Source organism: Psychrobacillus sp. FSL K6-4046 (assembly GCF_038624605.1).
Taxonomy (GTDB): Bacteria; Bacillota; Bacilli; order Bacillales_A; family Planococcaceae; genus Psychrobacillus.
In genome coordinates this window covers 1078273-1102424 of record NZ_CP152020.1, presented here as the reverse complement: position 1 = coordinate 1102424, position 24152 = coordinate 1078273, and the positions used below count along the sequence as shown (strand labels likewise).

The following is a 24152-nucleotide window of genomic DNA, read 5'->3' as shown; positions in this document are numbered from 1 at the left end:
AGCCTCGTTCAAATATGAACGAGACTAATTAACTCCTAACGCTTTAAACACTGCATCTATAGGATCTGCATAAAACACTGGTTGTACCTTTACTAGTAAGTCTGGTGGAACCGTCTGCAAATCCATTACAGATGCTGCTGGTATCAACACTTTTTTAGCACCAGCATCTACACATACTTGTAATGTATTCGCAAATTCTTCAACCTTTGCAATCGTTCCGCCAACAGTCATGTTTCCGATAATAACCATACTCTCTTGGACCGGTTTCTCTAGTGCTCCAGAGCATAAACCAATTAGTTCAGCTACAGCAAGTTCACTTGTAATACCAATCCCCTGCAGGTCACTTATGTGCATTAGGTAATCTTTAGTTTTTGTGCTGATTAAATTACTAATACTTTTGCTATTGGCAGTGAAATACCTGAAAGCAGTATCAAGACTTTCTTTAGCGTCTCTCGAGGATCCTAAGCCGGACCTATCAAACTTCCCAGTTCCACTTACAACTTGGTTCTCTAGCTTGTAAACACCTATCATACCCGTCTGACCGTGTCCTACCACGTACACATGGCCTGGTTTACCCATTCCTTCTGGTATGAGCTTTCCTCCACCTTGTTCTGGAACAGATACATATTCTTCGTTCAACGACTCTTTATCGATATACGAAAACATCACATCATAAAACTCCATGCCACCGATTTTCTTAAGCTGTTCCTTAACACGACGACGACCTTCAAGAGCATATTGTAAGATTTCCTCTACATCTTCTTTCGTGAATTCACCATTCGGATAAATGAGTTTTACCATACCAGAAACAGTCTTTCGAACTGCGACTGTATCTCGTTGATTCAAGTTGTTTCCAAGCTTGAAATAACGGTCTATTGAATCTGCATACTGTCGTTTACGCATTTCACGGAAAAATTCAGCAAGATAATCAACAATAAATCCATACTTATCAGTAAATAAATCAGGTCGCATCTTAGGAATTTCCCAACCAGGCATATAATAGTGCATACGATCAAAGAAAGCAGTGTCATTTGCCATTTCTGGTGGGAAGGGGGCGAATAGATGTGAAGTTTTCAATAATACATCTACACTTTGATTAATATTTCCGACAAACACCATAGAAGCCGAAGCATTTTTCTCTTCTTTGCCACGAGCGAAACTTCCCGATGCCATATAATCCTTCATAATTTGGATTCCGTCTTTATCTTTAAAGTGAATCCCTGCCACTTCATCAAAAGCCACGGTATCCCACATACCTACCAATCCTACCTTACGGGTAGTCATGTTATAAAAGAGATTAGCTACGGTAGATTGTCCACCTGAAACTAATATAGAATTCGGACTAATTTCTTTGTAAACATGCGATTTACCTGTACCACGAGGGCCGAGTTCACACATGTTGTAGTTATTTTCCACTAAAGGCACGAGTCTTAACAGCAGATGCCATTTCACACGTTCCTCTAATTGTGTTGGTTCCATTCCAGTTGAACGAATTAAAACATCAATCCACTCTTTTTTAGTGAACTGTTTTCGCCCTTCAAACACCTCTTCCATATCCATATTCGGCATTTGAATTGGTTGCAAACTACAGACACTAAAAGGATTCATTACCTTTGTTTCTTCATCATAAAAATAATCAATCTTGATCATGCACCAAATACCACCAACTAAGAGCTTATCGAACTCTTTCACTAAGTTAGAGGAAATAGGAACACCTTTTAATCCAAGATTAGAAAACTCTGCTTCATAAGTGTCAATCTTGGGATTCAAGGCCACTGTCACCTTATCAATAATTGAATATTGACCAAGCTCACGAATACGTGATTTAATTTTCTCTGCTTCATCTGGACGAACAAAATTATCAGAGAGAATCTTTTTAACACGGTCTACACCTTGTTGAATACTTTCTTCATCATCTGTGGCAGCATACATGCCAAGCAAGTATTCCAGCACATATATAGGCACGTTTGCCCCTTCTTTGATAAGTTTCGTCAAGTCTTTACGGACGACACGACCTGCAAATGCTTCATTCAGCTTTTTATCAAGATCAAGCGTCAACGTTTCTTCCACTCTCTCTTCCATGATTTCACCCCCTCAATTAAAAATCAAAATCGCTAACAATTCCTAAGTTAATTGTAAACGGTATTTTTTCAGTAATAACACCAGTTTCCATATCTTTAATTATTAAATAATACGTCTTGCTTCGATCATAAGATATGCTTTTCAAGACAAACTGAAGCTTAAATGTACGTTCTGCAGGATTATCATAAGAGCGATCCCCTATTATCGTTTCTTCGTTCGATAGTATATTTCCTTCATCATCGCCCATATAAATGAGAACTGTACGAGATACCATTTTTTCTTCTACTTTTTCTGTTTGGAAGAACTCTAAGTTAAAGATACTATTCGTAATTTTGCGTGTCGTGTTGGTCAGCCTAATGTCTACTTTTTGGATTGCTTGCGAACCTTTTTGACCTGCTCGTTTATTTTTAAAGGACAGCACTGGTACAACGATTTCCTGAAGGCTTGCACCACCGTGGACAAAGTTTACTCCAGAGCCTTGCATCCGATTGCGAATTGTTCCGTTTGGTACATAAGCTGTCAATTGTTGTTCGTTATCCACGATTGTTGACAAATCAATCGCAAGTTGCCCTGAGATCTCACGTTTTTCTTTTGAAAGTAAGTAGCGACGTTTCACTTCTATAACATCTATTGACTCCTTTTCAATCTTATCACTTTCTGGAAGCGTATCTCGTTGATAAAGAAAACCGTGATCTGCAGTAATGTATACATTTGTTCCACTCAAATCATCTCGAATGATTTTCACTAAGTCATACAACTGATTCAAGGCAGTTTCTACTGCATTAAAGGTGTATATCTCCGTAGATGCCTTATCACCCATCGCATCAATTGTATCGTGGTATAAGTAGATAAGTTTCTTTCCTTTAAACGTTTCACGTCTACCTGCTTTATTCATATCAAACACATCTTGAAAATGCATCACAACACTATCTTCCACATATGACTCGATAATCTTCTTACGACTTTCGAGTCCTGACGAGTCTCTGTCATTTACAAGTACACGTCCATTCTCATCAAAATCCAAGTTTCGATGTGGGAGGAGTGAAGCCATGCCTAGTTTTGTGACAGATGGCAACACACCAAGTTGCGTCTGTATATCACAAATCCCCATCGTTTCAGAATTCAATCGCTCAGCAAGTTCAACTCCTACTTCATATCGCATAGCATCTGAAATGATAACAAACGCACGCTCACCTCTACGGATATGCGGTGCAATGAAAGACGAATAGAAACTTTGTTGATTTTGCAGACCAGGAAGTGTCCAATTATTCATCATTTCACTTTTTACTGCCTGTGACCAGTGAGAGCTTAACTCACCCATATACCAATTTGTGTACATGTTTTCCACAAGTTCTTTTAACTTCTTCAATAACTCATGGTTACTTTCTTCATCGTATGCAACATAGAACTTACGATAATATGTATCCATTTTAGAGAACTCGTTTACATAAGCCTGATACAGATCAATAGCTTGCCCTTGTGGCATTCCTTTTTGATGCTCTTTATAAAATGCATGCATTTTCACCGTATAATAAAGTGCATTATAAACGGACGCATATTGCTCATAGTAATGTTTCGCACGTCTTAATTTAATCAGCTTCGAATATTCCTCATAATCTTCTAACTTCTCCATAAGGCTGTTCGCAATATAAATAATAATGGCTTTATCGATATATGAGAATGTATCTGCTTGTTTGAATTCTTCTAATGGAATAGATTGCATGATATTAGAAAGTTGAATTTCTTGTTCAACCATATCAGCATATTCATCAAACACAGAATAATCCGTTTTATGATGCATCCAGTGGTCAATAAATACTAATGCATTTGTTTTATTTCGCACTGCAATAAATTCTTTGACGGCCGTTAAAGAATTCTCACTAATGGAGTGACTTAATGCCGTCACAGTTAAATGCATAAATAAAGTCTTTAATGTCTTTGTTTCACGCTCATACCCGTATTTATTCGCAACATACTTCCAGAACACGATTATATCAAAATATTTATCCATATGTGATAAATACTTGTTATCACTATCATTCAGCGTATCCATCAGAACAGCCTTTAACACACCTTCAAAATCAGGTGTCTTCTCGTTACACAAAACACTCATTATTGCTAACTCGATTTTTTCTTCTGTAAAACCTTCTATACCGAGTGCCTGAAATTTTTTAAAACGTTCCTTATTATTGAAAAAACGCTCATATTTTTTAATTACAGCTCTAAGGGATGGGTCAATCTGAAGCTCACTCAAAATAAGCGATACCCGATCCGCAAAAAACGTCTTCGAATACAAAACTGTATCTGCCAACCAGTTATCCTCTACACCTAACTCCAAATTTGTATAGATTAAATAGGAAGAGATCGGATCTTCTACCTCCAACAAATGCTTCATGTAAAATTGGTTCTGATTAGATAATGTTTGGACTCTAACACCAGCAATCTTCAATTGCTCAATCTCTTCAATAAATTCTCCGTCCTTGTCCACCCAGAATACAATCTTTCGCTGTTCACCGTCTTTTAGCGGTTCATTAAAAATATCCTTTAGTGCGGATTCAATTTGACTAATATTCATTGACCTCACCTACTTTCATAAACCAATATTGCCCAAGCTCTCATTCATTTTCAGCAAGTAAAAAATCATATAGATAATGGAACGCAATTTGGTTCAAGTTCTGTCCTATTTCTTTAAATTTTTCAACAAAGTTCTCTAAATCTACGACAACATTATCAAATGTTTCTATATAGAAATGCGATACATACTTCGTATCAAAAGGATATCTGGAAAAATCCATGTTACCTTTCTTTTTTCCACCATCTTCTGTTTCAATTTTTAAAAATAGTTCCTTAATATAATTCTCCAGATTGCTTATCAACTCTTTGAAAGTTTTCTTTCGATCCTTATCCATCTCAAATTCATTAACTCTTGATTTAACTACATTAAGGATTTGCTGAATATCATGTCCGCCTTCTACTTTTTTATCATTATGGAGAAGTATATTAACTGTCCATCCAATTGCCTTCAAATACAATTCAATTGCATGGTTAGCATTAAAAAGGATAGGGTAGATTATGATATCTGCTTTTTTATCCCTATTATCTTCTAAAGCCTGTTCTGCTAATATAATAGAAGATTCCATAAAACCATCAGCTATGGTCAACATATTTTTAATAGGATTATGTTTTTCAATCCGCCAATTTATATAAGCATTTTTGTTAATGTCAATGTTATTTGAAAAAACATCTTCCATCTTTTCCCCTCTTTTCAATTGTTTAGATTTTCTTTATCTCGTAAGTTGAAACGAAGCAATTCAACATACGAATTGCCCCTCGTTGCAAAGTCAAATCTTCGCCACTAACCCATTAAACTTCTCATAATTCACTTTCACACCGTCATCCAAATCAATCTCAATCTGCATATCTGCCATATGATGCAACAGCTCGTCATAATCTTTCAACTCGTCGATTTTTTTATTGAGTGATTTCAATTCTTTTTTCGCATCGCTGATTTCCTTCGTTGTGGAATCCCCTTCAATGATGTCAAGCAAGTCCTTTTTCTCCGCATCCAAGCGAGTCTGAACCTCATGCAAATAGTCAGTCCTAATACGAGAAAGCGTCGTTTTGTCATAGCGATGCATATATATGAGACAATTAAACGCTTTTTCCTTGCCGGATGTAAACAGCCAGTAAATAGGACGCTTGCTATACACTTGTACATGATTTTTATAAAAATCATTCAAGAAGTAACGACGCAATACTTCCCTCGCTGTTTCATTCTTCTTCCGACCAACAGCATCCGCCACAAAATCAAGATTCTCTTGAAGCGTTTCTTCACTAAATGTGACACGAACGAAATCAACGAATCTTGTTACAATGTCATCTTCGAAATAAGTACCTGGCAAGATCGGAAGGATATTATCTTCATCTGCTGGGAATGTTTTATAACGTGAAATATCAAATTCACCACCTGCATAGATAAGCCCTTCTTCGTCAAGTGAATAACGGCCGAAAGAACACCCGACAGCGTAAGAGATGAAACTTTTGATGTCACGTTCTAAATCTGCTTTATGAATGGTGACATCTTTTTCTTCAACTTGAGGTGTAAGTTCGTTTTGTAAACCGTATATTTCAATTAGGATATGGTTAATTTCTTCTTCATTTAATTTGAGATTCCTAAACTGTTCCTCACTTGATTCTTTCCATTCATTGAATGCTAATTCAACTTTTGAAGAAAGTTTTTTTACGAAAGGATGTTTACCAAAATCCCATGATGTTTCTCTGGAATCCCATTCGTTCTTAGAAATCAAGATATTTTGACGAACAATATTGTTTAGTGTAGGTTGTATGTCTTGCTCAAACACAATAGGAATTTTAGAAATATATCCAGCTTCAAATCCTATAGTCGGCGAAAGTAATTGCAAAATATATTCTGTTACTTTAGAGTTCAGTATTCCTAATAATGTAGTATCATTTTCTTCATTTGTCGAATTTATGCAGGGCCCCTTGTTATTATATAAAAACCCTTCAGGTGAATACCTAAACGAGCTTTTCGAACTAATAACAGTCCATGAAATTCCAGGCACAAAACAATCCCTTAGATTTTGCGGACGGGAACGGAGCTTACCAAAATTATCTTTAAAATTTCTAATTTCCTCCCCGTCATTTTGCCAATTTACAACGAGGTCATTGTTACCATACCATTTCCTATAACTTCCTCCTTTGTTCATTGGAAACCATTTAATATTACTTAGTTTTGCTTCCTCTCTTGAACTCATATTGAAAGCTGTATTTTCTTTACTTACCTCAAACCATTCCCTCATAAATCTATCATTATCTCCAGTTGCTAAACCCAGTCTTGCACTTGCCACCTCTGAAACATTAGGTGTAGTTTTGAATAATTGGCCTATTCTATCACTCATCCAATAAGCTACAGGACTACCTGGGATATTACTAAAGTTTACTTGGTCAAATAAGTATCGATATGAAACAGAAGGATTTTGAACAGCTTTCACCACTTTTTCTTTCTTTTCACTTGCTGTTTTTTCTTTAATCAACCTTAAATAAGTTCCTTTGCTATCTGGAACTTCAGTATTTCGTAGTACAAACGCTGTCGATTGTACAACTTCCCCACCGATTTCCTCGAACGCTCTTGGGCCTAAGTGCAACATTGAGTCGATAAATTTGGTTTTAATAACTTTTTCCCGCAACTTCTCAAAACTAGATAAGAACATCCACGAATGTTGATTGATGGCCGCATAGAAACTGTTTTGTTTTAAATAGTGATTGACTTCCATGAATGAGGCAAACAGATCTGATTTCGAATCAGGATAGTTAATTCTTAAAAAATCGGACAATACTTTGTTCATACTTCCCGAACCCATGTAGGGTGGATTCATAATGACAATGTCGTATTGCTTCTTCATAATATTGGTCTGTTTAATTAGTTGTGGGAACAATGCTAATGCTCGCTCACGCTTTTCTGTTTGGAAAATATCTTCGACAGGTGATAATTTGATTTCATGAAGTCTATTTTCTAAAATAGATAAATCAGATTGCCTTACTTTAATAAGGGATCCGAATGTTTTGGCATTATTAAATTGGTCAATAAATGCTTTAGTATGCTCAAATTTAACACCATTACCTTGGCCCGCTACATATTCAATCTCATCTTCAGTCCATCCATTCGTTTCTTGCACAGATGCCAAATTAATCGTTAATCCATCTTTTTCGATACTTCTCAAGAAACGTCTATTATATTGTAATCCTTTCATGACAACTGAAAAGCTTGCCAATTGATAGGCTCGATCATCAATGTCTAATCCATATAAATTATTCTCGATGATAAGTCGGGGGATTTCTCTTTCCATGTAACCACATTTGCTATAAATCTCGTAGAGTACATCAAACATATACACAAGAATATGTCCACTCCCCATAGCAGGATCGAAACATTTGATGTCTTCCACGTTTATTTCTTTGTTTACATACTGAGCGATTTTATCTTGAAAGTCTTCTTGTTTGTTTTCCAAGTAAAACTCCCAGCCATCAAGCAAGTCACGATGTTCAGGGTGGGCTTCTACCCAGTAACGTCCGAGCGAATTCTGCACCATATATTGAACAATCCAATCGGGTGTAAAGAGCTGGGTAGCAAAAGGTATTTCTTCAGTTTTATATTTTGTTTTCGCTTTGAAAACACGGTCTTTTTCTTCGGCAATATAGTATTGATAAAGCCATCCAATTACCTCAATTTTTTCCCAGTTACCTTCAGGAATTTCCTCTATATTTGTCATCTGACGGACAAACGAATCCGTCCCAAGTAATCCCTCTGGAAAGAGAATTTCAGTATAGTCTTCAATTGTTTCAAACATAAATGGCAAGTAACGGTTCAAATCGTTACAATGCATTTTAATTAGATATTTGAACAGTTCATCCGTTTTGTTATTCACCTTTAAATCGTAAACATATTCTTTGTCTAACTCTAAATCCAACGATAATGCTTCTTTCATCATATCTGGTTCGGCACTGCCTGAATTTGAGGAAAGAACACGTACTTTAGTTGGCAAATAATCGTTGACTTCCATGTAACGAAGTGCGATAAAACGGTTGAACCACGTGTAGGATGTTTCTTCCATTACACGGTTAAAGCCTATTTCATTTATTCGGGCAATAAGTTTGTTACGTTGTCTTCTTTCTGTATCTAAAAGCTGTTTTCCGTCAATAAAGACGGCATCCGAACTTTCTATATTTGCTGTTTGAATGGATTCGGCTGTAATTCCAAGTTTTCGTGCTTGCAGTTCTACTCTTTCAAGCAATTCTTTTCTTGCACTTGTTGCAAAGTTTTTCAATGCTGTTTTATTCATAACCGTATCAGCCTCCTATTCTATAAATTCAATTTGTTTATTCGACTTGATGATTTTTTTCAATTTATTGGATAGTGTATTGATATATTGATCCACTTCTTCCTCAGTTGATAGTGTTTTAATAGTAACGAGTTCTGTTACTTTTACATTTTGTTTCTGAATAACAGATTCAATGATTGGTGGATCCACCACTTCTCCACCAGGTTTGTTTTTCTGCTCTTCCGCTTTCTTGCGTTGCCATTCAATGATTTCACGTCTAATTTCTATTTCTGTTCGTTCTTTGTAGCTTGTACTTTGTGAAATAGTCGCATCTACTTTGAAAATATCTGTAAAAGTATTTAAATTGGCTTTTAATTCATCATAGTAATCGTCTACACGCTGTTTCGTTGCTTTGGATACACCATATTGCTTCGCATGTAATGACAATTCGTCGTAGTCTGAATTTAATTTTTTGTGAGCATTTCCTTTTTTCTCTAATAAAACGAGATTGCTTTGTTCTTCTAATACATGAACTAGTTCAGGAATCTCTTTAATTTTTTTATATGGAACTGGATCACTAATAATTGAACGAAGTTGATCCATTGCTCCGACTACCTTTTGCACTGACAAGTATGCTTTATTTTCCTCATACTTGTTCAGTCCCGCCAACCCTTGGTCGAATATTTCTTTTTGATTAGTACCAAAGAAGCTTTTCACATACACAATATCTTCTTCCCAGTCCGCTAAATCATCTTCTAGCTCATTCAGCTTCATAAAGAAGGAAGCATTATCAAGTTTGTTATCGAATTGTCCAAAATACTCCAACCCTTTATCGAGTAAGCTTCTACCTGGATACTTTCTTCCTTCATAGCGTGCTTTATAAGCAACTATTTCTGCTATTTGTTTTTCAATCAATACTCGAATATCTTTAACAAGACCATCTTCATCATCCGATAAATCTGTTGTATTAAAGACCTCTTTACACACTCTTTTAGCTGTACGAATTAGAGATTCGTCTACTTTTACTCGCTTAATAATGATTCCTTTATCAGCTTCAGAGGTTTTAGCAAATATAGTGAGCAATTTGTTCGTATCTGTTTCTGGCTCCAGATATTCAGCATTGTAACGGATACGAATGCGTTGCTCTTTCAGTAATTCCGCAATTAGACCTGCGATGTCAAGTTGTTTCCACCCATATGGTTTGTCTTGGAAGCGATCATAGATAAGTTTTACTCTAACCTGTTTTTGGATTTGATCTTGTAAATCGATAAAATCAAAGATTTCTCTCTTAGCAAGTTCATTCGGATTGGTACCAAGTTTGTCGTCAAAAGAAATCTGATCTTTGTCTAAGGTTAAAATAGGAATCAATGCTCGTTCATTTTCCAGATGCTCGTTCACATAACCGAGTCTTGTATACACATTATCGACCAACTGTTTGAAAGAAGAATTGATTTTTTCCTTAACAGAAGAACCTTTGATATCCATTTTATCTCCATTGATAAAGAAAACTCCACCCTTAATAGCATCCTCCAGTAATTCACGCACTCTACGTCTACGTTCACGAACTTCTGCTTGCTTGTTGTTCAAGATATTTTGAATGTTTTCTGGAAGCTGTGTTATATTCTTTTTCTTTCGGAATTCTTCTATTCTTAATGCTTCTTCCATTTCCTCGACATATATCCCGTTTCCACCAAGCTTAATAAGCATTTCACCACTACCAGAAGTCATCATCATCATTTCCTGATCAGATTTTTGATAATGGTCAGATAATGGAGAAACGATGTTCAATCCAATACTTGATGTCTGATTGCCATAATTTTTTTCATCCATTTTTTGATTGTAGGAGAATGCATACTCTTTCGAATAATTGAATCTTTTATCATCAAACATGTCTTGGAAGATGTAGTTCGCCAATTCTCTTTTTACAATATCTTCATCTATGTTCATTTGTTTAATTTCTCGATTTATATCCTGTTCATCATCCGTTAAGAAAACAAAATAGTCCCCGTTTTTCTGAATCAGTGTTTGCGAAGTAAGTTTTCGTACAGCAACCTTTATTTTTTCTTTTAGCTGTAGTTTGTCTTCATCCATGTTTCTCACCATTAGTGTTGCGATATTGTCAATGTTCGAAGGTAATTCTTTAATATATTTAATCATGAACAATACTTTTAGTAAGTTGATGTTAAATTCATCGTTTTTTAATGCAGGATTTTCCTTTGCTCCCTCAATAACTCTTGAAATGGCAGGGTTAAGAAATTCTTTTATCGTATCGTAGAACGCATAGAACGGAATTAGCGTCCCTTCTTCAGCATCTTTATAGCTAAGTCCTGCTTCTTTAAATGCCGAAAGCATAGAGCGTTCCCCTTCAGATAAGTGCTTACCTGATGAACCATGTTTTCTCACTTGCTCGAAAACATTTTGCAGAAGTTTAAATTGATACGGAATGAATGGATATACATCCGCAAATTCATGTTCATTATCGTAACCCCTTAAATCCGCCGTACTTTCTCGGAAGCTAATGAGATTTTTCAAGATGGCACTCTTTTCAGGGAAGAGAACTTTTAGTTTGTCATTAACATGCGAATGCTTCTTCAAAATCCGCTTCTTGATTACTTCATCTACAGAAATAGAAGACAGTGATAGTCTTGTATCGAAGCGTCCTTGTATACGAGAGAAGTCATCACCTTTAACTTTTACAATAGAATCTATACTTTCCTGTGAAGTCACCATGATCCATACCTTACCGTGTGCATGTGTTCCAAGATCTTCCGCAAGTGTTTGCAAGTTAAGCATTAGATTACGGCTGTCACCGATATATTGACCTATTTCATCTACAAGGAAGACTAAGTGGAAATTCGAGCCTTTTTCATCAATGTATTCTTTTACGTCCTTGGAGAACTTCTCGATGCTAATTTCAAAGTTGTTCACACCATTTTCAAACCAATTTCTTGCCGATTCTTCCGACATATCTGTCACTTTCGTCAATGCTCCAATAACAAAATCTGCATCGAAATAGAAACTGTTGCGACGACTCTCCCATGATTCACCGGCTAATGCCTTAAATTCTGTTTTAAACGCTTCGTACACGCCTTGCTTGTCTAAATACTTCTCCATCTCTGCAACGCCTGGAATGTCCCCATAATAGCCTCTATGCTCGTAAAACACCTTCATGAAGACACGTAAAATTGCATCTTCTTTGGATTTATTGTCAAGGGAACTTTTGGAATCAATGTTGAACAAAATGACTTCTGTATCGACATCTGCAGTTCGCTTCATATTTGCATAGACAAGTGAATCCTGCACTTTGTTCTCAAAGAAATCAATCGGTTGCTTCCCTTTCACTTCCTTGTTCTCTAACAGGTAAGCGAGGATTTTGAGAAAGTGGGACTTACCCGATCCGAAGAACCCGCTAATCCAAACGCCCATTTTGTCTGTCTTGCCGTTAATTCCTTTTTGGTAATTATCATAGAACTTCGATAAGTGCTTATGTAGCTCTTGCGTCACAACATATTCATCAAGCTCTTGGTAAATGTCCTCTTCATTTGTTTGTGCAACTTTAATTACCCCACGTATATCACGTTCAATATCCTTTAAAAACATATCTTTCAGTATCATCTAAATTCCCCCTTTTCTCTAATCTACTAAACGAAATGCTCTATAGTAGTTGTCATCTTTGAATTTGCTAAACAATTGTAATGACTGTCCATCGTATTGCCCTGGGAAGAACATGATGACAGGCGTTTTATCCAATACTTCTTGTAGATTGTTAAGGATATTATGTGACCGTACGAATGGATACACCTTTCCTATTCCAGTAAGGAAGACAACATTATGATCTCCCATTTGTTCCTTTATTTTATGTAAAAAAACTTCTGGTTTAGCAAACGTCGTCATTGCTTTGAACAAAGCTTCTTTCCCTTGTCTTTCCTCCATGTCAAAAATACGATCAAAAATTCTCTTTTCTTTCGTGATATCGAGTAGAATTTTATATAAATCGAATTCAATAATTCGTCTGTTTGAACCTTCATAACTGAATTCTTTTTTGATGTGTTTTATATAATCCCTCACGACAAGTTCACCCTCTGGTTCGTAATCGAAGACATAAAAGCTGATCTCGTTTCCAAGTCCACGTCCTTCGATAAACTTGTCCTCTTTGATTTTTGGTATGATTTGATCCAGTCTTGCATTCAAATTTGCCATGTTGTCACCCCTCACTCACCCATTGCTCTTAAGTAACGGGTATCTCCTATATGTATTAAATGGTTTTTAATTTGCTCGTCGATAATCAAACGATTCAATTCCTTACCTCGTCGATCCTTTAGCATGCCACTTTCGAATAGCACTTGCAAAAATGCCCGCTTTAACTTCTCGGTATTAATAATACTCCAGCTTGCAACCTTGTCACTTTGTTCGGATTTAGCTGTAAAAAAGAGATTGATATCCTTCTTTTCAATTAAATAGTCGCTGTTTTGCAGTTTTTCACTAATCACTTCATTCATGAATTCGTAAAAGAGCAAATCCGTTTTCATGATGGCGTACAAATTAATGACTTTACCCACTTCAACTGATCCTTCCGTCAAAAGGGATGCTAATGTTGAATCAATCACTTTAGCTCTTCTCATTACAGATGGTAACGTTCGAGTAATTCTTCCTTTGTTCTCAAACTGGAATACGTTTTCATCAACTACTATGTTTCGAATTTCTTGGGTGGATAAACCCTTTTGTTGTAATTTAACAACTTGCTTTAGCTCGAACAGCAAATATGATGCACCGTTCAAACTTGAAGAATATTCTAATTCTATAACCATCTAATCCAACCTTTCACACAAGACTTAAAATCTATTTTATATCCAATATTCTTTCAACAATTGTTAATCGCCGTTTTCCACATTGCTGATGTATAACAGTTGTAAATTGATTGTTTTTCATCAGTTTATCCTGATTATTCAAATACATACTTTTTATTCCTTCTATCAATTCGTCTTCTTTAATTTCCTCTGACCAATACGCGTCAACAATGTGATTTAACGCAGTAGCCAAATCACGCTGAGTACGGTAAAAAAGCTTTACTTTCACAAACGTCACCTCGTATCTAATTTATACTTAGTTCTTATTTTACTGTTACTAGATAGCTAATACAATGGGCAACGGCAAACAGATTATTCTGACTTTTAAAAACGAATATCTCATTTTTTTCTGAGACTTAATAAAAATTCTTTTCCATTATTCTTTTTTAATTTCTATTCATTAGTGTAGTATTTTATAAACTTTATTCCTCTTTATTATTATTTTTTCATGTTTGCTTGGCTAATGGAGCCGCTCTCTTAACGGAACCGGGTTTCCTATTTATTGTTCCTAAATGCGAAGTTCCTCTTAAAGGAACCCGAAGAACCCTAGAATAGTACATAACTGTTAGTAAACCTTATTAAAAGCAGGGTCAGAGGGGGCATTTTCTTTGATATTCTTAATAATTATGTGATTAGTCAATTGGAATGGTGAAGAGTAATAAAAAAAGAGGGCAACCATTAATAGTCATCCTCTCGTTTATATTAGAAGCTACATGAATTAAACTCTTTTTCATCATCTAGTAAATGATATGACACATAATAGTGGATATTTCCTTCTCTCTCAAATAAATCTGCAGATATAATCTTGCAGTAGTTTCTGAGTGCATGTGAAATTGTATAACGGTAATCCTCTTTATACCATTTCTCTAAATACTCGCCTATCTCAGTATTATCATCAAGGTCAATCTCATCTTCTTCCAGTGAATTTGTTAAACTTTCTATGAAGTTCCCACTCACCTCATTGATAACTTCATCTATTTCTGCGTGTTTTTGTTTCATTTTAATTCCTCCTTTTCTTTGTTTTTTCATTATAATATAATTAATATTAATTTATATTCAAATTGTGTCGTACTACGTCTGACTAAGATATTTGGCGACTATGTTGGATAAATTAGCTTCGATGACTTTTTAGGAACATCACCAGAGGGGGTATTTTCTGTTATATTCCTGGCTATTATCTGATCAGCGTGCATCCATTATAAAAGTTTTTCAACTGGTGTTTTTCATGTTTTATTCAGACTAATTTACCTAATTAGAGAGTGTCTGAATTATATTTTCTCTAATGTTTTTAATGTTTTTTGTAATTTATAACGAACTTTTTGCACTTTCTGACCTTTTCGTCCAAACTTTTCTTACTTCCAGTACTTATTACGATAATTATTTGAACTATTTTTGATTAGACATTTATTTTTAAGACAACCTTCTTGTACTCCACCTAGATTTTCTTCTCAATTAAATGAATATGCTTAATCCAAAGTAGCTGAATGGTCGACCATTCCCCACTATTTACCTCTATTTCTTTCCTCTATTGTTTACTTCTATAATTCTACATTTTATCTGATTAAAATCAGTCTACTTTTCCCTTACTTTGCAAGTGCAAAGGGGTTCATTTATCCAGATTTTTCATGGGTTTCTTCTATAAAAATGAAATTAACTTAAGTGGTCCAGCTCCTTATCCAAACTTTATGTTGTTCTTTTTCTTCTTTTGGATATCTCTTTTTAAATGATTGCTCGGCTAGTTTTGGAGCAGCTCTATTAACCGAACCAAACTGAACTGAGCTTTCTATTTCTTTAACATTAATGGAATGAACGTAAATACCTTTTTCCTTAGCAAGTTTAATTTATAATTATAAAGTTAGAGATTTATTATGGATCTACGTCAATATCCTGGACATAAAAAAGTTAAGTCTCTGTCAGAACGGCATCCAATCATGGAGCGTCCTGTACCCAGCGAAACCAGTCAAGTGAAAGACCGTACTTGACAGCTTTCGCTGGGTACAGGAAATACAAGCCATGGATGTCGTCCTGAAAAAATGTGTAGGTAGGGGTAAATCTGGAAAACTAGATGCCTTTGCTCTCAAACCGCTTCTTTTCGGCATAAGTCCTCTAATTGTTGAGGTGTTAGATAGTTAATAGCTCCATGAATTCGTTTTCGGTTGTACCACGACTCGATATAATGGAATAGGGTCAATCGGGCTGTTTCAAAATTGATATAACTAGATTGATATACCTCTTCTTTTTTCAAAATCGCATGAAAAGACTCGATACATGCATTGTCATATGGGCATCCTTTACGACTGAAAGATTGTTTGAATTTTGCTTCTTTCACTGCTTTTTCAAAGTCTTCACTAGTATACTGGCTGCCTAAATCGGTATGTAAGATTAGTCCTTCTTCTGGTTGTTGAACATCGATTGCGTTCGCTAAAGCTTGTAAAACAAGTTCTGTTGTCATCGATTTGGAAAAGGAATAGCCAACAATTTTTTTCGTGTGTAAATCTAGGACGGAAGCTAAATAACACCAGCCGTCTCTTAATGTATGAATATACGTAATATCTGCAACCCATTTTTCATTAATGGTCGTCGTTTCAAAATTTTGTTCTAACAGGTTTTCACGTTCCACCACTTGTCCAGTGGAGGAAGTTGGTCGGTACTTCTTCACGATCGTTGATCGAATTCCAGCCTTTTTCATGATTCGCTGCACTCGATTTAAGCTGAAATCGACCTTTTCTTGGGTTAACAGATAATGAATTTTTGGTGCACCATAGCGACCTTTACTCTCCGCATGTATAGTTTGTATGCGTGCTAAAACCGCTTCGTTTTCCATGGCATACGAAGATTTTACTTTATGGAACGACTGGTAATACGTACTTCTTGGCACTTTTAGCACATCACACATCAATTGGATAGGAAAGTGTTCTTTCTCCTTTTCGATATGGTCAATAATCTCTTGGTCTGTTACTTTCTTGCGAATATGGTCATAGCCTTTTTTAGGATGTCTACCTCCTGTTGAAGCCGAAGGTTTTCCTTTTGGATTTCTGCGATTTGTGACGGTGTTAAACCCCCACTGTTTTCGATTGGGGAATGTGTTTTAATCCATTTATAAATAGTTACTTCAGAAATACCATATTCGCTACTGAGATTACTCACAGGTGTACCAGATCTGTGGAGTTCGACAATTGTTTGTTTAAATTCTTGGTTATACCGTTTTTGTTTCATTCCGGACACGTCCTCTCTATTTATAGGATAGAGACTTAACTAACTTGTGTCCATACATCCATACTAGCATCATTATATATGTTTTGTGGAATAGTTGAGTAATTGTTGTGTATCTTTTAAAAAACTGAATCCTTAGAAGCCTTTCTAAACTTAGAAGAACGATATTTATACATAACTGTTAGTAACCCTTATGCAATAGTTGTGTAAGATTTACTTAACTAATCACGCTTTTTAAAGTAAAGAATTGTTTATAACCTACGCTTTCTCTACATCGAACTACTTTCCTTAATCTTTTTAAGAAAATAGGATGAAAAATAGAGATTTTAGTGGAAAATAAAGTGCTAACTGCGTGTTAAAGAGAGATTTACTTCGAAAGCAAAATATGGGTACATCATCGGAGGGGGTATTTTCTGTTGTTTAGTTATAGTTATCTGATTATTCTTCTTGATCGAATGGGAAAGATGAAGAGTAACAATTTTAAAACTTGAATTATAGGGTGCTCTCGGTCGGGGGGTTATTAATGTTATTTACATAGGGAAATTATGCACGTCTTTTGGCGTATTCCGTCTGAACATAATTTAACCTCCAATGTTTTTGCTATTTTACACAGAATTACTGGAACTTTTAGCACTTTTTGACCTTTTTCCTCAAACTTTTTCTACTATTTCATACTGATGTGAATGTAGAAGTTTAAGACTGTGGTTAATATTACACCATATTATCAGGACACATAAGGAAATCATGTGACACTTACAAAAAGGGATTTATTATTTTGTTTCTCTGTAAATAGCCCCTAGTTATTTAGAGTTGGAGCGGAAAGGCATACCTCCTGTATAGTAAAGAAAAAATAAGAAAAACCCTCTTACTTTGTAAAATTAAAGATAAGTGAATGTATATTTTTATTATTAGAACAGTAACTTAACTTTAATGTCACACAGTATATGATAATTTGTACATCACTTATATTTTTGTGGTGTACTTTTTTATTTTGTAGACCTCTTAAATGACCTCATTTACTACCATAACAATAATCTGAAAATTGTTGAAAATACAACAACATTTAGTTACACTAAAAAAGAACGTATATTCTTAATTAATATTCTCTCTTAAAGGTGGTGTAGGTATTGAAAGAGTACACTGTTAAAGAGGTAGCTGATCTCTTAGGAAAACATGAAGAAACCATTAAACGTTGGATTCGATCAGGTAAGCTACCTAATTCATACAGGAATAGTGACAAAGAAGGTTGGAGGATTATTGAATTAGATTTATTGCAACTAAATCATGTCATCGCTATCAATATTCCTGAAAAAAAAAATGATAATAAGAAAAGTGTTTCTAATGAAACAGAATTAGTTAAATTAGCGTATCAGGCTGTTACTCTTAATTCACCTACAGATGAAATTCTATCTATCCTTTCTGTTGTAGGAATAAAAAGAACCTTAGATATACTGCTGATTATGCAACAATCAGTTACCAAGGTTAAAAACCCTGACGGGTTTATCCGTAAAGCCATTCGAGAAAATTGGAGCCCTACTTCAATGCCTATTAAACTGCCAAAAGAACAAAGTAAGCGATTTTATGAGCTAACTCAACAAGATAATGAACAAAAAACTATTGTGCAAAATCAACAATCAAGGGTTGTTCCTTTTTATAACTGGCTTGAAGAACGAGAATAATAAGTAGGTGTTGTCTATGTTTAAATATTGGTATGATTATTGTCCTGATAGTGTTAAAAGTCGATTTGAATTATTAGTTTTTGATAGACAAAACCAACCTTTTCTGCCATTAACGGAGCATTATCATGATTGTATTGGGAGAATTAGTAAAAGTTCTGCCCTTTCGTATGTTCAATGCCTTCTTCCTTTTTTCACATGGTTGGATCAATTTAGTAATTTTCAAGGAAAACAAGTTAAATGGGATGATTCACCTGACATTATACGAATGGCTGTTGAAGATTACCTTATGGATGAAATGGCTTGTAAAGTAAGAGAAAAAGATACTTTTCGATTTGTAAATCGAACAAATAAGAGTCCGAATACAGTTAATCGTTTTCTTTCAGCTTTAAAGTCATTCTATAGATCTCTAATTCATTTAAAGCAATATAGGTATTCAAATCCTCTAATAGATTCATATGCAATTTTAAATGACTATAAGAGTAATACCGAAGGTGTCAGAAAAGATAAACCTCGGATGCCATCAGAAGCAGGAACAGAGGATACCACAACGCATAGAAGATTAACGGATTCTTATTTCAAACTAATCAATGAAGAATGGCAACCTGAAATCATTGGCGATATTCACCTTCCTTATCAGGTTTATCAAGCAGGAAAAAAAGTAAATTGGTCATTAAGAGAAATAGTAATTGCTCGTCTACTTTTTGAAACAGGTGCAAGAGTATCCGAAGTTATTGAATTAACGATTGGGGACTATCGTTCTCGAAAATCATTTCAGGAAGCCAATACATTCAATAAGGGGAGTCATGGAAAAAGGGTGAAATTCCTTCGATTTAGCAAAGATACGGTCAAGTTACTTATGCAATATATCAATACAGAACGAAAGAAATTTGATGAATTACAACGTAATTTTAATACCTTGCCAGATGAAGCAACGATATTCCTTACTGAACTCGGCTCTCCATTAACTTATGAGTCATGGTATTACCATTGGGATAAGGCGATGAAAGAATGTGAGATTAAACTAAATCCACATAAAACAAGACATTGGTTTGTTACTTCAAGATTACGTGAAATCTATAATACTTCTACCACAGAAGCAGAGATCAAACAAAAGAAGAATGAATTGACTAAATACATTAAGTGGAAAGATGAAGAAACTATTAAAGTTTACGAGCATTTCTTTGACGAAGAAAGCCATCGTAAAGCCCATGATGGTATGTTGGAGAGCATGGCTCAACAAGAACAAGAATACTTGGAACAAAAGAAAAAGAAGCTTAAAAAGAAACCTAACTTAACAGTCATAGAAAATAACTTTGATGGGATTGAGGTAGATGACGAAATTCAAGAATTATTCGATGGATTGGAGTGATGACACTGACTGTATTAACAGATAAGCCACAATCACCATTTTATGAGCAATTAATGGGGCGAGTTGATGAACAACTTCTTTATTTGCATGATACAAGAGGAGCATTTTTTTTAGATAAAGTTCATGAAACAAACTTAAAATATTATACGAACCTAGTTATAGACAAACCTTGGAAGAATCATCTTTTGCTTTCGATTTTTGTATATGTTGACAGAAATTCAGATGTTAAAACAATAACAGATTTAATATATACAGTTAATGCAAGGTTAAGGAACTTGTTCGAAGCATTTCAATTAAGCAACATGGCAGAGTTTAATGTTGAAACAGATATGTATCAATACCTAAAAGGCTCAATCTTTCAAGAACATTCGGATGATATGAGAGCAAGTTTTTTATCACGGTATAGGTCAGTTTCCTATTTTACAAAGAAATGGATAACATCAAAATTAAACAGTGACCAACAATCATATTTTGATCAATACTTATTTCATATGCCATCTTACGATTCAAGTGATTTCTCTTTTACAAAATCATCTAAGGAGCAGGCTAAAAACACTCGAAAGAGTGAAACAGATGCCATCGTTCCTCTGCTTCCACAAATCCGAGCAGAAGGACATTTTCGTTGGAATCAATTAAATAGACTACGTCAAGCCTATTTAAAGGCATGTGAACAGGTTAAAACCACAAATTGTGAACTTCCCTTAGATTTTCACTATGACGAACCGGAACGGGTGGGAGAACGCTTTTATTTTCGCCTGTGGGACAAGTCTTCGTTTGTTTTGAATCACCAAGACCAGTTCCCTGCTTCGTCGTTAAAATCAGCGTATAAACGTACAGGTGCTTATTTAGAGGAAAACAATCAATGCTTCGTAGAGTTTATAAAAGCTGAACGAGCAATTGATGACGAGGAAGCCGAAGGTCTTTGGTTTCTGGAACTCTTTGAAAAAGGGGTTATTGGAAGTTGGAATCAAAATGCCAGTGATGAAGAAATAAAACAAAAACGTAAGTTGTTATATTCATGGGGATATGGAAAGGAAAGTTTAAGTGAGAATTCTAAACCTTTTGAGTCACAACATAAAGGGATACTTACATCAAGCACCTTTGTTTCTAGAAACAAACATAAAGCGGAAGGAACTTTGTTTACAGTAGAACCACTATATGCAGCTGCAACCTTCGGTTTATTAGCTGCAGACATTTTTACTACAACCGGTGCAAGGCTAAATGAATTATTGCAAATAAGTAATACAAGAGAGTGTATCCGAAAAGTTAAGGTTGAGGACAAATTAAAGTTTTCCTTTTACGCTATTCCAAAAGGTCGAGATGAAGTAGAACCTTTTTATATTAGTGAACAAACGATGAAGTTAATTCAATTGGTGGCAAAACTTTTGAAGGAGCATTATGGTACTAAAAAAATACCAAGTGTTAAATATCGTGGTGAACGAAGCCACCTATTTCCTGAACCTAAACCATATTTCTTCCAGTATCATAAACTATCTTTAAATAAATTTCCTGTTTGGACATGTCTACGCTTTTTACTTCATGGACTAAACTTCGAAACACAGGAAGGCAAGCCAGTTGTAATTAAAACACATTTATTACGCCACGCGTTCGCTACCGAAGCTGTTCAGCGACAAGGGCTACATATCGACATTGTAGCTAAGATTCTGCATCAACGTGATACAGGAGTTACAGAATATTATTCAGAACCTACACCAAGCCAAGTTGCTCAATCCGTCAGTGATTTGCACGATGTTATCTCGGATTATGTTGACTTAGATGAAGCTGTTTTGCGAAGTCCTGAAGAACTTGAAAAAGAACTGGAAGAATACAAACAACAAGTTGGAGTATTTAATAATGTTTTAGGTGGAACGTGTGTTACAGCTTTTGTATGTCCTACTAAAATGCAATGTTTAGGTTGCCAAGCCAAAATTCCACAACCTGAAAAGAAGCATGAATTAGAAGAAGTAATAGAACTATCAAAAGACATGGAGAAACGTTTCACTGCAATGAACTTGCCAGTAGAAGTCAAGAAAGCAAAGGCAATGCGTAAGCACGCACGAAATGAATTAAAAGAGATTGAACAGATTGAGAAATATAGGGAGGAAGAAAAGTATGAGCCACACATTAAATTCGACAAATGATAGGTCGTGGCTAAGAGAAAGTCATCAAAAACGTAGTAACCGTTCGGTTGAATTAGGTAAACAAGCGATTAATTTATTGATTAAGAATGGAGAATCAGTAACATACTCAAACGTAGCCAAAACATCAAAAGAAATTGATCCCGAAGGGAAAGGAATTCATTCCAATACTATAAGGACAAACGAACAGTTGTATGAATATTACAAGCTAAACAGCAAAACGTATAAGCAAAAAATTAGTGGTCAAAACAAAAAAACTAATTATAATGATACTACTGATGAAATTGATTTTCGGAAGATTAAACCTAATCGTAATTTGGAAAACACACATAGAAAATACATGAAGTTATCAAAAAAAGAACTCGTACACCGCTTGATCAATGCGGAAAAATATATTGTAGAAAATAATACAAAATGGGTGGCAAAACATTTTGAAATGTTTAAGTAGGTAATACCACCTCTAATTCATTGAAGCAGGTTAGTTTAACAAGAAATTAATGTAAAATTAGGTAGGGTTTTTAATTAATCTGAGGTTTTTTAAAGAATTAAAATAAATAAGGAAGTACTCATTATTTAGGGAACCTCCTTATTTTTATCAACTTTACTTTATCAAGCGTTAACTTTTTATTCTTAAACCTAATTTAAAATCTGTTCTATCTTTGGAAAATCCGGATTTTCCAAGAGGTCTTTACCACCATGCACTAGATATAAGTATAGATTACCGTCTGGAACAATCGTTGCTTTTAAAAGCTGACCAGTCTCCTTGGAGTAGAAATAACGGTCATTATTAGTCGTCGAAGTTAGAAATTTAAACCCATCGTAATCATTAAATAATTTGTCAAAGTAAATTTTATCAACTTTCATGAATATTATTGAATCTAATTTATCTTGATAAAAATAGAATCTCGCGATACCATTATAATCCAATATGAAGTCTGCGACACTGCCATCCTCGTAGTCACCTATTGTATAATTTTCACCTAAGCGTTCTATTACTTTTGATTCTGAGTCACCTAACGTTACACCATGAAGATGTAATAAACCTTGATCTTCGGAGAATGTAGGTTTGGTAAAATCCAGTTGTATTGCGGTTGCAGAATGTTGTTCATTTTCTATTAGTATTTGGTTGAAGACAAAGAGTATTGCACTTATTGTTAAAACAGCAGTGATCACTACAAATCGCCATTTATGTTTTGGTCTTCTAGAAGTATTTTCTATCTCATTAATTACGTTTCGCATTACACGTTGTTTATTTGTAGTTAAATCTTTGACTTCATTAGGAATATAGTTATTCATTTAAAAGTACCTCCCATTCTATTCCTTTCAGATGATTTCTTAATAGTTCTTTGCCTCGCCTTAATCTAGTTTTTACTGTCCCTTCTGGAATAGATAAAATATGTGCAACCTCCGTAATAGTCATTTCATTGAAATAAAAATAAATGAGAACTTCTCGCTGTTTTATGGGCAATGTAAGGATTGCTTCTCCAATTATTCCTTGCTCGTCTCTTCTGACCAATTCGTCTGATTTACTTTTATCAGCTGGCGAAAATAATTTGTTTTGTAATCGGACCTTTCTATAAGTCCAGCTCTTTAAATAATCTTTGCTTTTATTAATAGTCATTTTTGTTAAAAATGACTTTAACTCACCACGTTCTTCATAATGATGGTTATGATAAAATTTGATGAATACTTCTTGTACAATATCCTCAGCCGCTTGGAGGTCCTTCACGTAGTAATAAGCCAAACGTATTAAGGGCTCTGTATATTGAAACATTAATTCTTTTAGTTCATTAATATTTGACAAAACCACAACTCCTTTCTTTATATATTAAACGATTTCCAAATCACTAAAGTTTGGATTTTTCTAAAAATATTCGAGAAGGAAAAACTTAACAGAATTTACCCAGAAATATTGAATACTTGAAAATCAGGTGTTATAACGTAGTTACCTTCTTCAACTCCCATGAAAATTAAAAAACGCTCCA

The 24152-nt window shown here is 35.0% G+C and carries 16 protein-coding genes; 4 read left to right on the top strand and 12 right to left on the bottom strand.

Features of this window, described 5'->3' with window-relative positions:
* Positions 1–24: 24 nt before the first annotated feature.
* The 10 genes from brxL to MKY09_RS05270 all read right to left on the bottom strand — a co-directional run bounded on the left by brxL (position 25) and on the right by MKY09_RS05270 (position 16984).
* Complete coding sequence (gene brxL, locus MKY09_RS05315; protein WP_342567785.1) at positions 25–2082, bottom strand: protease Lon-related BREX system protein BrxL; 2058 nt, start codon at positions 2080–2082, stop codon at positions 25–27.
* A gap of 16 nt (positions 2083–2098) precedes the next feature.
* On the bottom strand, positions 2099–4657 hold the full coding sequence (gene pglZ, locus MKY09_RS05310) for a BREX-1 system phosphatase PglZ type A (protein WP_342567784.1): 2559 nt from the start codon (positions 4655–4657) through the stop codon (positions 2099–2101).
* A 40-nt stretch (positions 4658–4697) separates the two neighbouring features.
* The gene (locus MKY09_RS05305) at positions 4698–5333 is read right to left on the bottom strand and encodes a hypothetical protein (protein WP_342567783.1); all 636 of its coding nucleotides are present in this window, start codon (positions 5331–5333) and stop codon (positions 4698–4700) included.
* A gap of 90 nt (positions 5334–5423) precedes the next feature.
* Entirely contained in the window at positions 5424–8942 is a 3519-nt protein-coding gene (gene pglX / locus MKY09_RS05300; RefSeq protein ID WP_342567782.1) for a BREX-1 system adenine-specific DNA-methyltransferase PglX, read from the bottom strand.
* Between the two features lie 15 nt (positions 8943–8957).
* On the bottom strand, positions 8958–12536 hold the full coding sequence (brxC, locus tag MKY09_RS05295) for a BREX system P-loop protein BrxC (RefSeq protein WP_342567781.1): 3579 nt from the start codon (positions 12534–12536) through the stop codon (positions 8958–8960).
* Positions 12537–12554: 18 nt separating this feature from the next.
* Positions 12555–13121, bottom strand: coding sequence for a DUF1788 domain-containing protein (locus tag MKY09_RS05290; RefSeq protein WP_342567780.1), 567 nt, complete (start codon positions 13119–13121; stop codon positions 12555–12557).
* An 11-nt stretch (positions 13122–13132) separates the two neighbouring features.
* Positions 13133–13729, bottom strand: coding sequence for a DUF1819 family protein (locus tag MKY09_RS05285; RefSeq protein WP_342567779.1), 597 nt, complete (start codon positions 13727–13729; stop codon positions 13133–13135).
* A 31-nt stretch (positions 13730–13760) separates the two neighbouring features.
* Entirely contained in the window at positions 13761–13997 is a 237-nt protein-coding gene (locus MKY09_RS05280; RefSeq protein WP_342567778.1) for a TIGR04540 family protein, read from the bottom strand.
* Between the two features lie 473 nt (positions 13998–14470).
* Entirely contained in the window at positions 14471–14767 is a 297-nt protein-coding gene (locus tag MKY09_RS05275) for a hypothetical protein (protein WP_342567777.1), read from the bottom strand.
* Between the two features lie 1078 nt (positions 14768–15845).
* Positions 15846–16984 (bottom strand): IS3 family transposase gene (locus tag MKY09_RS05270; RefSeq protein WP_169361557.1). Its coding sequence is split into 2 segments (ribosomal slippage): positions 15846–16759 and positions 16759–16984, totalling 1140 coding nucleotides; the frame shifts between segments, so codons are not numbered across the junction.
* A 1124-nt stretch (positions 16985–18108) separates the two neighbouring features.
* On the opposite strand from MKY09_RS05270, the gene MKY09_RS05265 reads away from it, so the two are divergent.
* From MKY09_RS05265 to MKY09_RS05250, 4 genes are read left to right on the top strand one after another with little or no spacing between them, the layout of a single operon-like run.
* Entirely contained in the window at positions 18109–18660 is a 552-nt protein-coding gene (locus MKY09_RS05265) for a helix-turn-helix domain-containing protein (RefSeq protein ID WP_342567776.1), read from the top strand.
* 16 nt (positions 18661–18676) lie between these two features.
* On the top strand, positions 18677–20029 hold the full coding sequence (locus MKY09_RS05260) for a site-specific integrase (protein WP_342567775.1): 1353 nt from the start codon (positions 18677–18679) through the stop codon (positions 20027–20029).
* Positions 20029–22170, top strand: a complete 2142-nt coding sequence (locus MKY09_RS05255) for a site-specific integrase (protein ID WP_342567774.1) — start codon at positions 20029–20031, stop codon at positions 22168–22170. The genes MKY09_RS05260 and MKY09_RS05255 overlap by 1 nt, the downstream gene beginning before the upstream one ends.
* On the top strand, positions 22142–22615 hold the full coding sequence (locus MKY09_RS05250) for a hypothetical protein (RefSeq protein WP_342567773.1): 474 nt from the start codon (positions 22142–22144) through the stop codon (positions 22613–22615). The genes MKY09_RS05255 and MKY09_RS05250 overlap by 29 nt, the downstream gene beginning before the upstream one ends.
* A gap of 188 nt (positions 22616–22803) precedes the next feature.
* Here MKY09_RS05250 and MKY09_RS05245 read toward each other — a convergent pair whose 3' ends face one another.
* Positions 22804–23463 (bottom strand): hypothetical protein, encoded by a 660-nt coding sequence (locus MKY09_RS05245; RefSeq protein WP_342567772.1) that lies wholly within the window; start codon positions 23461–23463, stop codon positions 22804–22806.
* Entirely contained in the window at positions 23456–23977 is a 522-nt protein-coding gene (locus MKY09_RS05240) for a sigma-70 family RNA polymerase sigma factor (RefSeq protein ID WP_342567771.1), read from the bottom strand. Before MKY09_RS05240 ends, MKY09_RS05245 begins: the two co-directional genes overlap by 8 nt.
* Between the last annotated feature and the right edge of the window lie 175 nt (positions 23978–24152).

Bases quoted from the DNA above. Each gene is read 5' to 3' on its own strand.
- MKY09_RS05245 (WP_342567772.1), bottom strand. From the start codon at position 23,463: ATGAATAACTATATTCCTAATGAAGTCAAAGATTTAACTACAAATAAA.
- brxL (WP_342567785.1), bottom strand. From the start codon at position 2,082: ATGGAAGAGAGAGTGGAAGAAACGTTGACGCTTGATCTTGATAAAAAG.
- MKY09_RS05260 (WP_342567775.1), top strand. From the start codon at position 18,677: ATGTTTAAATATTGGTATGATTATTGTCCTGATAGTGTTAAAAGTCGA.
- brxC (WP_342567781.1), bottom strand. From the start codon at position 12,536: ATGATACTGAAAGATATGTTTTTAAAGGATATTGAACGTGATATACGT.
- MKY09_RS05275 (WP_342567777.1), bottom strand. From the start codon at position 14,767: ATGAAACAAAAACACGCAGAAATAGATGAAGTTATCAATGAGGTGAGT.
- MKY09_RS05255 (WP_342567774.1), top strand. From the start codon at position 20,029: ATGACACTGACTGTATTAACAGATAAGCCACAATCACCATTTTATGAG.
- MKY09_RS05250 (WP_342567773.1), top strand. From the start codon at position 22,142: ATGAGCCACACATTAAATTCGACAAATGATAGGTCGTGGCTAAGAGAA.
- MKY09_RS05305 (WP_342567783.1), bottom strand. From the start codon at position 5,333: ATGGAAGATGTTTTTTCAAATAACATTGACATTAACAAAAATGCTTAT.
- pglZ (WP_342567784.1), bottom strand. From the start codon at position 4,657: ATGAATATTAGTCAAATTGAATCCGCACTAAAGGATATTTTTAATGAA.
- MKY09_RS05290 (WP_342567780.1), bottom strand. From the start codon at position 13,121: ATGGCAAATTTGAATGCAAGACTGGATCAAATCATACCAAAAATCAAA.
- pglX (WP_342567782.1), bottom strand. From the start codon at position 8,942: ATGAATAAAACAGCATTGAAAAACTTTGCAACAAGTGCAAGAAAAGAA.
- MKY09_RS05285 (WP_342567779.1), bottom strand. From the start codon at position 13,729: ATGGTTATAGAATTAGAATATTCTTCAAGTTTGAACGGTGCATCATAT.